Genomic DNA, 16,270 nt, shown 5'->3' with positions numbered 1-16,270 from the left:
CAGTTTTGTTTTTATGTGATATATTATCGGGAGAGTTGGTATAAGAACCGGCTCTCCCGATTTTTTTATTCCCATCAAACGCTACCCCTTAAAAAGCGATCGCTACCTCTGCGCCGATCTGGAAGGGTTTACCCAGTTGGATGAATGGGGTTCCGAGCGATTCGAAATAGAAAGCAGAGTAATGAGTGTTTGTTATATTACGGCTCCAGAGGTTTACGTTGATGATACCTTTACGTACGCCCACTTTTGCGTTCACTGTTCCGTAAAATTTTTGGTAAATATCGTTTCGTTCGGTCCAGAAGATGTTTCCTACGCCACTAAATTGAGCGGAGGCGGCAAATTGATCTATCCATGCGTTACGGAACAGGCGGGTGTATTGTAATCCTACGTTCAAGGTATGTCTCGGGGTATAAGGGATAAAGTTGTTTTTGAAATCCTCTTTGCCGTTGTTGTAATCCCGGAATGTAGCATGAGTGAAGCCATAGTTAACATCGGCGGTCAAGCCATCGATGATGCGGGCACGCAGGGAAGCCTCGATACCATAACTTTGCGCTTTTCCGGCATTCGTTAAGATACGCCCGTTACCGCTATCTACAAACTTGGTTAACTGTACGTCTTGAATATCCATATAAAAGGCGGTCAACTCTGCGCTTAGGCGTTGGAATAACAGTTCACTACGAATACCGATCTCATAGTTCCAGCTTTTCTCAGGCTTGTAAGCAGCTACCTCCTCGATAGGGGTAGGCTCTTTCACTTCGATCGGTATCATACCTTTAAAGGCGCTCATCATATCATATTGCATTTGTTTTTGCATTACGTCGGCCGACATTTGTACGTTGTAACCTCCGGTCTTATAACCTTTCGCTACCGATACATAAGTGAATGTACTTGGCGAGCACTCATATTTTAGAGAAACTTTCGGGAGCACCTGCCAGAAATCCTGGGAGATACTGGCATTCATCACGGTTGTCGGGATCGGGAAAAATTTATCTACCCCAATATAATTTCCCGTGCCGAGAAGATCGATACCCAAGTTCATCTTGGCCTCCGAATCGTAATCCATCTTTTGTTTCTCGTAATCCAAACGAATACCGGCGGTGATGGACAACCCTTCCGTGAATAGATTATTGTAAGTAGACTGGTGGTAAAGAGCTAACCCGAAAGAGGGAGTATCGAAAGAGCCCGGTATATATAAATGCTCATCCAATATCTTCAGGCTCGGCATCTTGGGATATTGATCCTTTAAATCGTTGAATGTCTTTTGCAAGATATTTCGAACCCCGTCTTCCTTGAAATCAACCGGGCCATCCGTATGTAAATCATCGTAAAAACCATAAAGTCCGAAAGACCATTGATAGTTGTTTCTCGTGTTACTTTTGATCGCCAGTTCCTCGCTAAAAGCGTTTTGCTTTTGTTTTTGGTTGAGAGTAAAGATCGAGAGCGGGGAAAAGTCTTGATCCATCTTCATGTCATCCTTGAAATATTGATGACCGGTAATACTGCTCAGTATTACATGCTCGTTCCGATATTCGAGGGAGAGGTTGTTGGCGATTACCAGTCGTTTGTAAGAACTAGGATCATTGATATTGATAGATTCTACGTTCTTGTAATCGGTGTTACCTTCACCAATAAACTTACCGTATGGAAAGGCCCCTTGATCCGTATAATCGGCAGAAAAGGAATAAGAGGCACGGAAGTTCGGGTTGAAACGTCCTTCTAGCTTGAAGCGACCGCCTACATTATCTTCCTTGTCGATTTTTTTCCCGTTGTATGCGTTAGTATAAAAACCATCGTTATGGTCATAGTAAGTAGCGGCGGTGAATCCGATAGTCTCGCTCAACTTGGCGTAATGGGAGGCCTTGATTTTATATTGCCCGTAACTACCTGCCGAGAGAGAGAGCTTCTTTCCTTGGTAATCAAACGGGGAGATGGTATAGATATTGACGATACCACCCATGGCATTACGACCGTATAGAGTTCCTTGCGGGCCTCTTAATACTTCGATGCGCTGGATGTCGGTGAGCTCGAAATCGAAGGTACTTTTATCCAGATAAGGCACGTTATCTACATATAAGCCCACGGACTGTCCGCTGCTTCTCGCTCCGATACCACGTATATAGATAGCCGAGGTCAGCTTGGCCCCGTAATCCGGCATAAATAGGTTCGGGACGAAAGAACTTATATCCTTTAGTGCGTCGATCTGCCTGCCGGAGATCATTTGTGGGGAAAGAATCGATACGGAACCAGGCAACGTGCGGAGATTGTTTGTTTCCTTTGTAGACGAGGTTACGATTACCTCGCCCATGTTGTAGGTCTTTATCGTATCGTTCTCATTTGCCTTGATTGGCTCGGCATATGCGTTTTGCAGCCCCAACGCACTTAGGGCGATGATAACTAAGTAGTGTCTTTTCATCGAATTTTTTGTTAGTATATTTTTTCAGTCGCGAAGAAACGGTAAAGAAATAAGGCGGGCAATCACTAGATGTAGTGATTTTAGACGTTCTGTTCGCCGGAGTTATTATAGTTCGATATCATCTCCGGAGATGATCCCGTTCATGATAGCGTAGAAAGTGAGGCCAGATACGGTCTTGATTCCTAGCTTGGCGGTGATGTTTTTGCGATGAGTGAGTACGGTATTTAAGCTGATATTCAATTTGTCGGCGATCTCCTTATTGGTGATTCCTTTTACGATCAATTGAAGCACGTCTATCTCGCGGTTGGATAAATCCTTATTATTCTCGGTAATCAAGCTGCCGGAGCTGTCGTTCGTAAATAATTGTTGCATTTGCTCGATGATAGTCTCTTGAGAAGAACGTATCGTGATGTGGTTTGTAGACGAGAGCATTCCTTGTTCTTCTGTGCTATCGATGAGGATAGCGGTTTTACCTCTTCTGGGAAGGAAGAAATCCGAGTTAAGCACGAAGGTGTCGGAATCGGTGAAATAGTAGTCATAGGTATCGCTACCGGTGGAAGAGAGCATCTCAAAGGTCGGGAAATAACAAACCTCTACCGGAGAGAAGTAGTCGGTCAGCAAACTCTGCAGTCCAATACTTCTTAGGGTATCAGACAGTATAATCGCTATTTGTTTATTCCGATGCATTACAGATTGTTAGATGCATAATTTTTCCATGGCCGAGACCATGGGAGTAAGGATTCGATACCGAATCCGGTTATGTTGCTTAATGTCTTTTTCCAGGCTGCAGATTGAAAAGAGAACGGCATAACATAAATTCTCGTCATAATCTCCTGAAAGATGTTTTACCATGATATTTTTTAAATCGGCTAAAAGAGCCTCGATAGTATCTTCCGCACGTTGTTCGGAGGTGATTTGCAGTCCATCGATCGTTCCCGCCGGCTCTTTTCCCAATTTTTTACTTAATGACATGCAATAAGGGAACCATATCTCATCATCTTTTTCGATACGTGCGGTAAGTTCTTCCTTGAATGAGGAGAAAAAACGACCGATTAATCCAAGCGTACTATTACTTGGCGTACTCATTGAGATAAAGGAACCCAAATGACGTTCTATATTGGGAAGCTGGTAACGCTGGTAGTATTGATTCGTCTTTGTCAGGTAATCGATGATCTGCGATGTATGGAAAGTCTGTAATTTTTTTTCCGGGAAATATTCCTCGTTGAGGAAGGTATTGATAACCGTTAACAAGAAGTCCGTATCCAGCGAATGTTCTTCGCAAAGCGTTTTTACCGATTTGTCGCCAAGTCCGAGGCGGATACCAAACCGGTTAATTACAGGAATGAGTGAGGGGTGTTCTTCCACCACCTCACTCAATTGCATATTTGGATATACTAAAGGCATCTTATCAAGCTTGCTCCCATTGTTCGCGTAATAACTTGACGGCGGCAGGAACTACCACGTTCCGGTCTCCCTGACATCCGCACTCGAAACTTACGTAGTTGTTGTAACCAATCATTTTCAATCCCTTGAAACCATTGATGTAGTTATCGGCATCTCCATCCTCGCCCGGCATACTGCGACGTTTGCGGCTGGCCACGTGTACGTGTTGGAGGTACTCTCCACCGGAGATAAAGGCACCCATATCAGAGGTCTCTTCCCATGTCATATGCCAGAAATCGCCCATGCAACGTACACCCGGATTATTGATATCCCGGCATAAAGAGGCGGCGTCGGCTACTTGACGTAGATAAAAACACTCTTTTCGGTTCAAAGGTTCAAAGATGACACAGGTTCCGTGCTGGGCGGCGAAAGTTCCCATCTCGTTGAATTGCTCGCAAAGGAAATCCCGTGTCTCCATCGTATGAGGTAAAGCGGGGACTTGACCATTAAAGGCGGGTACGATTATCACTCCTGTGGAACCTAATTCACCGGCAGCGGCGATGATCTCTTTCATCGTATCCATGCATTCCTTGCGAATGGCCGAATCGGTAGAAAGAATAAAGCCTTTAAAGCCGGCACAGATAGCGCTCACCTTTATGTTACGTCCGTTTAGGGCTTGCTTGATCTCGTTTACCCGTCCGGCTAATCCACCGCCGCCCGGTTCAAAACCAACAATACCCAATTTCTCCATGAAATCAAGCTTTTCGTTCAAGCTTTCACCAGGCGCTATGCCTTCTTGGAAAGAAAGCTTTAACTCAAGATCCTTGCCGGGCTTCTTGCTTGATTTTTCCCCTTCTCCTGTGCTCGCCGGTTTGGAGGAACAAGAAGCCAAAGCCGTGCTTCCTACTGCCAAAGCAGCGCCGGATAAGGAGGTCCTTAAAAAGTTTCTTCTATTTAGTGCCATAAGCGGTATGGATTATTTCTTATCGATTGGTTTACCTGGTACAGGAACGACAAAGCCGCTCATATCCATCTTTCCTAAGTTCAAATCTTTCGGAGTATAATCCAAAGCAGAGGCTGTCATGGTATCCCAAGTGGTCTCGGCACCCGTGTAAGCGGATTCGCGCCCCATGATAGCGGCCATATTGGAGATAGCGGTCTCGGAAGCTTGTTCGATTTGTTTGCCGCCACGGATGCAGTTGATCCAGTTCACATGCTCTAATGTATATGGGTCGGTTTGCTTGAAGTTCGCTTTTTCGGCCTCGCTGTCATATTTCCAGATAACGTTTCCAGCCAAATCCTTGATCTCCATCGTGTCGCTGCTCCATGATCCCTTGGTTCCCTGGATAAACTCGCTTACGTTATTTGCGCAACCGTCTATCTGGCGGCACATACTATGCATATGGATACCATTTTCCATCGTGAAATCAACGCTGAAGTTATCATATTGATCGCCGGTGATACGACGGTGACGAGAACCGAAACCTACAGCCTTGACCGGTTTCAAGCCGCTGAACCAAGTGAATACATCTATATTATGTACGTGTTGCTCTACGATATGGTCGCCCGAAAGCCATTTCCAGTTTACCCAGTCCTTGATCATATATTCGCAATCGTTCCATCCCGGTTGACGGTCACGATACCAAAGCATATTCTGGTTCCAGTAAACAGTACCACCCGTGATCTCTCCGATCAATCCTTCCATGATCTTCTTATAAGATTCGACATAGCTGCGTTGGTGATGACGTTGAGTACCGGTTACGACACATAAGTTTTTCGCTGCGGCTTGTTTTGCGGTAGCCATAATCATACGGTAACCAACCGGGTCTACGCAGATAGGTTTCTCTAAGAAAGAGTGTTTACCTTTTTCTGTAGCGTATTGGAAATGAACCGGACGGAATACGGGGGGAGTGGCGACGATCACTACATCCACGCCGCTATCGATCACTTGTTTGTATGCGTCTAAGCCAACGAAGCGTTTGTCGGCCGGGATGTCTATCCCTTTCTCGTCTTTTAATTTCTTTGCCAGATCATCGACACGTTCTTGGAACGTATCGCCTAGAGCCACGATCGTAACCCCGTTTGCGGCGTTCAAGAAGTTGAATGCTGCTCCGGAACCACGTCCGCCACAACCGATCACACCAGCTTTTAGTTCTTTCCCGTCAGTCGCGAGATCTGGTAATTCGGGCACATAATAAGAACCGGGCTCTTTCAACGGCTTTATTGTGTTTGCGCTTTCGCCGCCGCCACAAGAAGTTAATACACTAACTGTACTACCTGTTCCAATTGCTCCAAGCGCACCTGCTAGAGCTGAACTTTTCAGAAATGATCTTCTGCTAATGCTGTTCTCTTTTTTCATGATATTATTTTTTTAACACTATTTGTTAGGTTCACATACTACACGGAAACCGATCCCTCTGATATCGGAGTACCACCAGATACTCTTCGGTTGTTGCGGGTCTGTTTTTAACCAAGCTTCATGTTTGGTACAATCGCGGGAAGCGCAACGCAGATCTGCTGCGTCGGAAGTGTAGTTACCACCTCTCACTACCCATTCAGTTCCTTCGGTAACCAATGGATCTGTAACATTGCCTCCCCTTTTCGCATAGGCTTCGGGATCATATTTATCGGCACAATATTCCATTACATTACCCAGCATATTCTTTAAACCGAAAGGATTGGCTTTTACCAAATCCGGTTCTTGTGTTTTGTTCTTGCTATTCTTGCTGTAAATCACATAAGAACTGATACTGTCGGTTTTAGCGTCGAAAAATTTACGCCAGAAACCTTGATCGGAAAAATCTTTCGGGCTGCCCGTAAAGAAATAAGGTGTTTCCGTACCGCCACGTGCCGCGTATTCCCATTCTGCCTCTGTCGGTAAACGATAGGTCTTTCCTGTTTTCTTAGATAACCATTGGCAGAAAGTCTCGGCTGCGTAATGAGTCATTGTAATAGCCGGACGGTCTCCGCCACCCCAACCTTGATCCGGGAACCCGAATGGTGGTGTTGGGCCCGAGATGGCATCTACATCGGGATTACTGTTGTTTGCGTATACTGTCTCAGGAGGAGTACGTCCTTCACTCATCGTATTTCCGTAGAAGGCCCAATATTGATCCCAGGTCACCTCTACCTCAGCCATGAAGAAGGGGCTGACGGTTACGTTGTGTACAGGCGATTCGTCTGCCTTGTGAAACGCTTCATTCTCCTCGCTACCCATTTTGAATGAACCTCCGGGAATGGCGATCATTTTGAATGAGACCATTGTGCCGGGTATTTGTTCTACATAATCGGTAAAAGATGTTACCGTGGCGGGTTCCTTGAAAAACAGACTGGTATCTATCGAAGATGTTCCGGATATATTTTGTCCCGGTATACCTACCATCTTGGAATGATTATAATTCGGATTGTAATGTCCGGCATCCAAATGGCAACTGATACATTGCAGATCTAGCTTCTTTTCATTCTCGTCATAATATAGATGTGCCGTAACACCGTCGTCGGTAATACCTTCGGGGAATAAATTCTGATGGCACTCCTTACATGATTCATTGGGGATATACTGGACTGCGTGTTCCAACTCAGACTTGGTTTCCCAGTTGAAATCCGCGCTGTCTTTAGTCAAGTATGACCAGACATCTTTCATTCCCAATTTGGCCTTTGCGCTATAGTGTTTCCATGTGTTTGTTTGAGGCGGGAGGTGACAAGCCACACAGTGGGTCTTGACTCCACTTCCATTATTTACATGTTTGGAAAGCTTCCAGCTGTTTTCTACGTGAGGATGTACGTGGCACATCATACAAGATTCATCTGTAGAGAAGTATACTGATGTTTTATATAAGGCGACCATGATTCCAGCTCCTAAAAATAATCCGAGGAACAGAATAAACGCCTTGCTTTTGAAAAAATATTTTCTTCTCTCAGACGAGTATCGGTTTGAAAATTTGTTAGTTGTCATCTGTTTTTTATGGTATACAATTTACTCTAAGTCACAATTAGATTTAAAATCGGCAATAAAAGTAGTATATTCCTTTATATATCGAAAGAAAAAATAGTCTCTTTAACGAAAAATGTTGTCTTATTTACGCTTTTTATCGCAATAGGAAGGAATAGGGTAATAAAAAACGCTAACACATTCAAACTATGTGTTAGCGCTCACGCACGGAAGGAGAGGCTCGAACTCCCGACACCTGGTTTTGGAGACCAGTGCTCTACCGACTGAGCTACTTCCGTATTGCGGGTGCAAAAGTAATTTAATAAATTGAATATACAAGTATAATACGGGAAAAAATAGTTTTTTTTAATCACGGATGTTTTCCCTGCGAGGAACTGAATGCTTCTGTCAGATAAATCGTACTTCATTTTTGAATCTGGGTTATATTTAGTATGTTTGTCAGACCAAAGAAAAAGGAGTGGGAGTTTTTGCGCGAGATATCAAAGAGTTGCTTAAGTCTGTGTCTGTGGATAACAGGGGGGCTTTTGAGCGTTTTTATAATTTATATTATGATCAGGTTTTTCGTTTTGCTTATTACTTTCTAGGAGAAAAAGATGCGTGTCGTGAAGTTGTGGCAGATGTTTTTTTCTCGGTTTGGCAATCTCGGAAGCGGCTGAAGGATATAGATAATATAGATACCTATTTGTATATTTCCGTCCGAAATGAGTCTTTTCGTTTTCAGGCAAGAAATAAAGACTTGAATCAGGTTTCTTTGAACGAGTCGTTGCCGTTGATGGAAGAGGAAGACGAGGATTCTCCGGAAGAGTATCTGGAGCTAAAAGAAATGAGGGAGATGCTTAATAAGGCGATTGATGAACTTCCAGAGAAATGCCGTCTCATCTTTTTGATGTCTCGTGAGGAAGGATTGAAAACAAAGGAAATAGCAGAAATCTTATCGATTCAGGAGAGTACGGTTCGCGTACAAATGAAGATTGCCATAGAAAAGTTGGTAGCCCGGTTAAAACCAAACTTCCCAAATATCTCGTTCTCTTTATTGTTGATGTTTATTCTCTAGATGGGATAACGGTGGTTCTCTTGAATCTTTTACGTGAGGGGGCTCGCTATCGGGAAAAAAGAAGGCTTCATCAAAGTGTATAATTGAAAAACGGTCTGTCCCGGTTTTATTTAGGGCAAACCGTTTTTATGTTCGTGAACTCGAATTATACGCTTCTTTTTAGTTTAATGAGTTCCAGCCTTGGGCTTTCAGTTCTACCTCTCCTCCGTCACGGCCAACAAGGTAATTTCCTAACTCCGGTTTAGTTATATGGCCGATCACCTTGACACCTTTTATCCCTGATACCTTATCATGATCTGCCAGGGGGACAGTAAATAAGAGTTCATAGTCCTCCCCGCCATTCAATGCGGCGGTTATCAGATTCATGTTAAATTGCTCAGCCATGGCTGCGGTTTGGTAGTCGATAGGGATACGATCTTCATAAACCCGGCAACCCACGTTACTTTCTTTAGATATATGGAGTAGTTCCGAGGAGAGGCCATCGGAAATATCCATCATTGCGGTCGGGGTGATGCCGGCCTGATCGAGTAACTCGACAATGTCTTTGCGGGCTTCCGGTTTTAATTGACGCTCTAATAGATATTCCTTGCCGGAGAAATCAGGTGTGAAATCTTTTTCCCCTTTAAATACGCTTTTTTCCCGTTCCAATAGCTGGAGCCCCATGTATGCGGCCCCTAAATCGCCAGACACACAAATAAGATCGGTCTCCTTGGCCCCATTACGATAGACTGTTTTCCCTTTTTCTCCCTCACCGATGCAGGTGATGCTAATGGTCAACCCTGTACGCGACGCGGAGGTATCGCCACCCACAATATCTACGCCATAGATATCACAAGCGAGTTTGACACCCTCATAGAACTCTTCGAGATCTTCTATGCAGAAACGTTTGGAAATACCCAATGATATCGTGATCTGTTTCGGGCGGCCATTCATGGCGTAAATATCCGAGAAGTTTACGACCGCGGATTTGTAGCCGAGATGTTTCAATGGAACATACATCAAATCGAAATGAATACCTTCCAGCAAAAGATCTGTTGTAATTAATACTTGTTTGTCTGTGTAATCCAGTACGGCCGCGTCGTCGCCAACACCTTTCAACGTACTTGGATTTTTTAATTCTATTTTATCGGTGAGATGACGGATTAAACCAAATTCTCCCAAAGTCGATATTTCTGTTCTGTTACTCATATGATTGTTAACGTGATATAGGATGATTTTTTATTCTTGTATCGATATGTTTAAATATAGATTCCTGAAATTGTTTTTCCCGATTCATACAGAAACCAACCGTAATCGGTAAACAATATAAATAAGGAAACCATTCCATGGGAAGCGAAGGAAGGTCCCGAAGTCGGGCCGCGTCTTTCTCTGTAATGATTATTAATTTACAGGGAGAGGTCAGTCGCTTAAATGCTATCTGTATTTTCTGGATGTCATGTTGGTCGAACGCGTGATGATCCGGAAAGACCAAAGAGGTGACATGCTCTGTATATTTGTGGATCTCTTTCTCGAGAAGTTTCGGGGATGCGATACCTGATACCAATAGAACCTCCGTGCTGGAGGCTAATTCTTTCAGTGCCCGCTTAGGGGCTTTATCTGGGAAAATGGGTTCTAATTCCCCGTAGATAATATGGCTGAAGTAGAGTTCTTGATAAGCTGAGAGGCGCATATCCTCTTCTATGATTCGAAAATCTATAGGTTGTATGCAAGACTCACATTTCGTGACGATTATCACATCCGCACGTCGGGCACCGTCCACGGGTTCTCTTAAACGTCCTGTGGGCAAAAGTTTGTCTTGAGTGTAAAGACGATGACAATCAGTTAATAGGATGTTCAGCGTGGGGGTGACATACCGGTGCTGGAAGGCGTCGTCCAGCAAAATCACTTCCGGACGTTCATTGTCCGGCAGAGCCAGCAGGTTACGGATACCTCTGCGGCGGTTGGCATCTACGGCAACGAGGATATCCGGAAACTTGAGTTTCATTTGATACGGCTCGTCTCCGATATCCTTGCTGGTACTTCGCTGATCGGCCAGTAGGAAACCGGACGTTTTTCGTTTATAGCCACGGCTGAGTACGGCTACCCGGTAACGGTCTTTTATCAAACGGATGATATATTCTGTATGAGGTGTTTTTCCGGTTCCCCCGACAGTCAGATTTCCCACGCTAATAACCGGCAGACCATACTGTTCTGTCCGAAGAACTTTCCAGTCGAACAGCAGATTTCTAAACCTCACCCCAATCCCGTAAAAAAAAGAGAAAGGGGCGAGAAATTTATTAAACTTGATCGTATGATTTGTCAGCATGGTTCACTTACTTATAAAGGTTTCATATCGTAGGGTATACGGGCTTGGATTCCGCAATTCATCTTGATATTATCCAGTATCTTGAAATATTCGAACTCATTGCCCAATGCGCTTTTAACGATAGAGAGCTTCATCTCTCCCAGTTGACTCTCTAAAAACTCATCCAAGAAACTCTTGGTACTCTTTACGGTAGTCACGTTATACTGATCCAGATTGGCTAATTGGGCTGCTGTGCTTATAGCCAATTCTATACCGCCTAGTTCATCTACCAGACCTTTTTCTTTTGCCTGCTCTCCTGTCCAGACACGTCCTTGCCCGATTGCGTTAATCTCTTCGGTTGTCATACCCCTACCTTCGGCGCAGCGATTAAGGAAAGTTTGGTAACCTCTTTCTACGTATCCCTGTATCAGGGCTTTCTCACTCTCTGTCATGGGACGGGAAAGATCTCCTAAATCGGAGAACGTGTTTGTCTTTACGATATCCGTGGTCAATGCGAGCTTCCCGAATAATCCGGCTGCGTTAGGAAACATACCGAAGATTCCGATAGAACCGGTCAATGTGTTCGGCTCGGCGATGATCTTGTTGGCGGCACATGAGATATAGTAGCCTCCCGAAGCGGCAACGTTACCCATGGAAACAACCACGGGCTTTACCTTTTTCAGTTCAACCACCTGACGCCATATCTGCTCGGATATATAAGCGCTACCTCCCGGGGAATTCACACGGAATACCACGGCTTTCACGTCATTATTGTCTTTTAGCTTAATCAGTTCATCAGCCATTTTCTCTGTGATGCTTTGCTCGATATCATAAAGGCTGCCAGGTGTTTGTGCCTTGATCTCACCTTCCGCATAAAGTACGGCTATCTCCGGGGCGCTCTGGACCGGGGAGATCTTGAGGGTTTTCATTTGTGCGATGTTGGCCGACAATAGTTTCTCTCCGCTTTGTCCGGCTAGCTCCTTGACGTACGCTTCTACCTCCGGCTTATACTTCAATTCGTCTATAAGGCCGTATTCTACCGTTTTTGCTGGATCTGCGAAAAAAAGTCCTTCATTGGCATAACGGTTGATATCGTTTACGCTGATCCCGCGTGACTCGGCGATACCTTCGGCTATATTATCCCATATAGTGGAGATGTATGATTGGATTTGTTCCCGGTTCGCCTCGCTCAGTTTATCCAGCATAAAAGGTTCCACGGCCCCTTTGTAAGTACCGACCTTAAAGATTTGCATCTCGATACCTACTTTATTCATCAATCCTTTGTAGAACATGGTTTGCGAGGCGAGGCCTGTCAATTCAAGGATACCTTGCGGATTTAAGAATACCTTATCGGCCACGGAACAAAGGAAGTAATTACCCTGTGTGAAATTATCAGCGTAAGCTACCACGAATTTGCCGCTTTCCTTGAAATCAATCAATGATCTGCGGATCGCTTCCAAACTGGCGCTGCCCGAGGCAAGAAGTCCGGATTCAATATAAATTCCCGCTATTTTATCATTCTGTTTCGCTACTTGGATTGTCTCGAGCAGATCTTTCAGTGAAAGGGTGTTTTCCTTGTCGCTTACCAAGATAGAGAACGGATTTTCTGTTGGGTTATCCGCTAGTGTCCCGTCTAGCTTGATTTTGAATACGGTATTCCTTTTGGGGGTATAAGTCGATGTGTTCCCTACGGTAGTGACATATCCTATCGCTATGGATATCAAGACTGTTATGATTATTCCCATTGCCAACATAACGCCTAGCGCCGAGGCAAACATCATTTTAAAGAATTGTTTCATATCTATTGAAAACTAATTAGATGGCAAATGTACGAAAATTTCTTCTACCTCTCGGTCGCTGAGGCATACTTGTTGGTAAACATCCCGCAGGAGTTCCGGGGTGATCCTCTTGAAATCTTTTTCTAAAGGAGTGATGAAAAGGCCCCCGATATCGGCTGCCCCCGGGCTGGAAAGGAGATGATCTTCCCCTTCGGCCTCGTATTGCCACGGGCGGTGACGCTTACGGGGGATCACCGTGATTACCCAGTTGCTGTCGTAATAGGAGCCGAAAATATTCATCATCGGTTCAGATTCGCCAGAAGGTATCGGTAGAGCCGCGTAAATCTCTTTAAAGAACCGGATCGCGGTTTCTTGCCTGGGAGCTTGGATGACGAAGCCATTGCGGAGGTAGCCGGTGAGAGAATAAATATGCCCTCCCTCTGCCGTAAGTTTTTTAGGCGATTGACAAAAGGGATTTTGCTTGGATGGAAATGTCGTTACCAGTTTTTGGATATCTCCATCTAATGGCATAACTCCCCGTGTCACCGCCTGGAAATGGGCATGATCCGGTGCTGATGCTCCACTCCGGGGACCGTTGTAGAAGACAGTAAGAGGTGCGAGCCTTCTTATCAGTTCCAAAAAATCGTCCAGTTGTGGCAATATCAGTTGCGGTGTGTGTGTCCGGGTAGGGATTGTGAAATGCTGGGGAAAAATCGGGTAGGGGTTGCATAATACTAGATGGTGGAAGCCGAAAGGTAATCGTTCTTGTTCTACCGGTAGGTTTTCGGGGCACAGGAAACACTTACGCTCTTTTAAGGATTGAGCGTCCACCTTGGCTCCGGAGGAGATGATGCGGGCGGGGTTGAATTGCACACGTATCGAAAAACCTCCCATATCGAAGGATTTTACTTGAACGGCCTCCAGTGCCTTATAGTTCTTCTTGGCCAATGGCCATGTCACGAGTTGTTTAGCTAATAATTCCGTCGCTTGCGATGAGCTGACCCAATTGTTCGGTTTCATTGTCTTTCCATATTTAAGCGGGCCTCGAGTTCCCAAGTCCTGATTTTATCCTTATATATATTATGATCGTTCATTTTTACGACATCCAATGAGGCGTCGGAATTATCTTCCCAACGACGGCAAAGATATAAGACATCATAGATTCGCCCGATTTGATATTCACGGCTGATGCGTAAGCCTAAGGCATAATCCTCTCCATAGCTCGTATTGGGGAAGTTTAGTTTCCGTAGCAAAGGGGTATAAAAAGCTCGGGGAGCTCCAAGCCCATTGATACGGAGAGCGTTATTTCGACCATTCTCAGGAGTCCATTCCTTATGGTCGATGATTCCGGGCGGGATGGTTTGCATGTTGAAATCGGTCATTCGATAGGTTCCGATTACCATGGCGCATTGTTGTTCGTAGAATGCTTCCACGATTTTTCGCAAGGTATGTTCATCGCTATATATATCATCGCTATCCAATTGGATGGCAAACTTACCGCAAGCCGGATGGTGTATACCCATGTTCCAGCATCCCCCTATACCGAGGTCGTCACGCTCCGGTCGGATATGGATAATGCGGGGATCAATGGAAGCGAGAGCCTGGATGCGCTCGGTGGTACCGTCGGTGGAATGATTGTCGATAATGATTAGGTTAAAAGGGAATGGCGCTTCCTGCCGCAGGGCAGAACGGATAGCATCCTCAATTGTCCGTACACGGTTGCGTACCGGAATGATAACGGAGGCTTCTATATCGAATATTTGTTCATCGAAGCGGATTGGCCGGAAATGAGGTGGCAAATAGCCGCCTATCGTCTTTAAATGGTCTGTACAAGCAGCTTCCATCTCAATCTGGACGGAACGATTCTTGGGGTCTACATAGTCGAATATTTTCTCACCGGATTTCCGTAAGTCATTCTCCACCTCTGTATATAGGTATTCGTTGATATGTGTTAATGGGGCTTTTTGAGAGACTCTCAGGCGCAGGTCATAGAGCCCAGCGAATGTGTATTCCGTATTCATGGAGGCTACGGCATTTTGTAATATAGACGAACGGTAGAATAAGAGAGAACCGAAATTAAAATCATCTCGTAAGCTCCCTTTTTGGTAATCGATGACAGGGTATGGGGTGAGCTTATCTTTCTTTTTCTCGTAATAATCCGAATAAAGCATGCCGGATTTAGTATCGTCGGCGATAGCGACAAAACGTTCTAAAGCATGTGTACCTAATTTAAGTTCATTCGTTTTCGTATAGATTAATGTGTAATCGGTACTAGTATACCCTGTTATTTTTTTGAGAGTTTTTGTATTCCAAATATTCTCCGCGCGGATTAAATAGCAGGGATAGATAGCTTTGGCATGGGGATCGTTTGTAATCAGGTAGATATTATTTACCAAAGGCGACTTAGATAATTGCGCTACTGTTAGACGTGTAGCATCTATTTCCCCATATGGAATAAAGCAATTGATTCGTTTCATTGTGTATATTGTATTTTATTTTGTAGTTGAATAGAAAAAGTGTAAAATGGATTCTTCTAGATATGTTCAAGTTCTTATCTCCAACTTCGGAGCTTGGGTAATTCCATCATTCTTAAGCTTGAGGATTGGATAAGAGAAGATGAAGTTATGCGCAAATAAATTCTCCATATCTTTTTTATCATATTTTGGAATGAGATTCTTTATGCCTGTTCCTCGTCTTTGGATTATGATTTTGGGGGTATAGAAAAATAAAGGGGATATATACCGCCTAACGAAAGAGTCCGACAGTTGATACAATCGATTTTTTAAGCTCTCACCCTCCTTCCCTTCTGCCGGGAAATTCCAGGGAAGATTGAGTAATAAGGACAGGAGGGCCTTGAATGGATTGGTAGATCTTTCTTGCATATTTTATAGAATTATTGACTTATCTCTTATATTTACAAATTTACGTAAATATCTTCGATATCTCTATCCGTCGTCGTGGGAAAAACGCGTCTCTCAGCGGGAAAAACCTCTTCGGAGGACAACCTGCCATATGGTGTAATGGAATTCGCCCTTGTTTTCTTCCTCGTGACTGGGAAAAAACACGTACGACTTTTTGGGAAAACACGTACGTCTTTCGATAAAAACACGTACGTGTTTCCCGTAAAACGTGACGCTGTTTACAAATGGCTTATATTCAAGTGTTTATTCGTGTCGTGCCATTCGTGTTCGCATTGCCGGGAAAGCCGTCGAACCGTCTCCCGGTAAATTGCCTCTACCCTCATGTAGGGGTACGGTACGCCATGTCCCTATACCCGGTATCTCCGGCGGGACGGGGATCGGGCGGTATGACTTGGCTCACGTACATTAATATAACCAGTCAAGTCCCGAGAAAAAACTTGAAAAATAAATCCGGAAATGTTTGGAGTTTATGTTTTATAGCATTA

General features: G+C 44.4%; 13 protein-coding genes and 1 tRNA gene. 2 read left to right on the top strand and 12 right to left on the bottom strand.

Annotation, left to right across the window (positions count from 1 at the left end; all coding sequences use genetic code 11):
• Nucleotides 1-88: 88 nt before the first annotated feature.
• The 7 genes from Q0110_RS03360 to Q0110_RS03330 form a co-directional block, all read right to left on the bottom strand.
• Nucleotides 89-2,413, bottom strand: a complete 2,325-nt coding sequence (locus Q0110_RS03360) for a TonB-dependent receptor (RefSeq protein ID WP_297902524.1) — start codon at nt 2,411-2,413, stop codon at nt 89-91.
• A 105-nt stretch (nt 2,414-2,518) separates the two neighbouring features.
• Nucleotides 2,519-3,100, bottom strand: a complete 582-nt coding sequence (locus tag Q0110_RS03355; RefSeq protein ID WP_297902521.1) for a response regulator transcription factor — start codon at nt 3,098-3,100, stop codon at nt 2,519-2,521.
• 9 nt (nt 3,101-3,109) lie between these two features.
• A complete protein-coding gene (locus tag Q0110_RS03350; RefSeq protein WP_297902519.1) occupies nt 3,110-3,796 on the bottom strand; it encodes a helix-turn-helix transcriptional regulator in 687 nt (228 codons plus the stop codon).
• Nucleotides 3,797-3,821: 25 nt separating this feature from the next.
• Nucleotides 3,822-4,760 carry a sugar phosphate isomerase/epimerase gene (locus Q0110_RS03345; protein ID WP_297902516.1) on the bottom strand — a complete coding sequence of 313 codons (939 nt, stop codon included), beginning with the start codon at nt 4,758-4,760 and terminating at the stop codon, nt 3,822-3,824.
• Nucleotides 4,761-4,772: 12 nt separating this feature from the next.
• The gene (locus tag Q0110_RS03340; RefSeq protein ID WP_297902509.1) at nt 4,773-6,155 is read right to left on the bottom strand and encodes a Gfo/Idh/MocA family oxidoreductase; all 1,383 of its coding nucleotides are present in this window, start codon (nt 6,153-6,155) and stop codon (nt 4,773-4,775) included.
• An 18-nt stretch (nt 6,156-6,173) separates the two neighbouring features.
• On the bottom strand, nt 6,174-7,751 hold the full coding sequence (locus tag Q0110_RS03335) for an SUMF1/EgtB/PvdO family nonheme iron enzyme (RefSeq protein WP_297902502.1): 1,578 nt from the start codon (nt 7,749-7,751) through the stop codon (nt 6,174-6,176).
• A gap of 202 nt (nt 7,752-7,953) precedes the next feature.
• Nucleotides 7,954-8,026, bottom strand: a tRNA-Trp gene (locus Q0110_RS03330).
• 179 nt (nt 8,027-8,205) lie between these two features.
• On the opposite strand from Q0110_RS03330, the gene Q0110_RS03325 reads away from it, so the two are divergent.
• Nucleotides 8,206-8,802 (top strand): RNA polymerase sigma-70 factor, encoded by a 597-nt coding sequence (locus Q0110_RS03325; protein WP_297902500.1) that lies wholly within the window; start codon nt 8,206-8,208, stop codon nt 8,800-8,802.
• Between the two features lie 159 nt (nt 8,803-8,961).
• Here Q0110_RS03325 and thiL read toward each other — a convergent pair whose 3' ends face one another.
• From thiL to Q0110_RS03300, 5 genes are read right to left on the bottom strand one after another with little or no spacing between them, the layout of a single operon-like run.
• Nucleotides 8,962-9,990, bottom strand: a complete 1,029-nt coding sequence (thiL, locus tag Q0110_RS03320) for a thiamine-phosphate kinase (protein ID WP_297902497.1) — start codon at nt 9,988-9,990, stop codon at nt 8,962-8,964.
• Nucleotides 9,991-9,997: 7 nt separating this feature from the next.
• The gene (gene lpxK / locus Q0110_RS03315) at nt 9,998-11,107 is read right to left on the bottom strand and encodes a tetraacyldisaccharide 4'-kinase (RefSeq protein WP_297902494.1); all 1,110 of its coding nucleotides are present in this window, start codon (nt 11,105-11,107) and stop codon (nt 9,998-10,000) included.
• 11 nt (nt 11,108-11,118) lie between these two features.
• Nucleotides 11,119-12,867 carry a signal peptide peptidase SppA gene (gene sppA, locus Q0110_RS03310; RefSeq protein ID WP_297903181.1) on the bottom strand — a complete coding sequence of 583 codons (1,749 nt, stop codon included), beginning with the start codon at nt 12,865-12,867 and terminating at the stop codon, nt 11,119-11,121.
• 30 nt (nt 12,868-12,897) lie between these two features.
• On the bottom strand, nt 12,898-13,884 hold the full coding sequence (locus Q0110_RS03305; RefSeq protein ID WP_297902491.1) for a DUF4922 domain-containing protein: 987 nt from the start codon (nt 13,882-13,884) through the stop codon (nt 12,898-12,900).
• Complete coding sequence (locus Q0110_RS03300) at nt 13,881-15,341, bottom strand: glycosyltransferase family A protein (protein WP_297902488.1); 1,461 nt, start codon at nt 15,339-15,341, stop codon at nt 13,881-13,883. Before Q0110_RS03300 ends, Q0110_RS03305 begins: the two co-directional genes overlap by 4 nt.
• Before the next feature lie 668 nt (nt 15,342-16,009).
• Between Q0110_RS03300 and Q0110_RS03295 the strand changes: the two genes are divergently transcribed.
• A partial coding sequence (locus Q0110_RS03295; RefSeq protein ID WP_297902485.1) for a hypothetical protein occupies nt 16,010-16,270 on the top strand: 261 nt, incomplete at its 3' end.

Source organism: uncultured Parabacteroides sp. (genome assembly GCF_947855115.1).
Lineage (GTDB): Bacteria > Bacteroidota > Bacteroidia > Bacteroidales > Tannerellaceae > Parabacteroides.
This window is presented reverse-complemented; position numbering and strand designations above follow the sequence as displayed.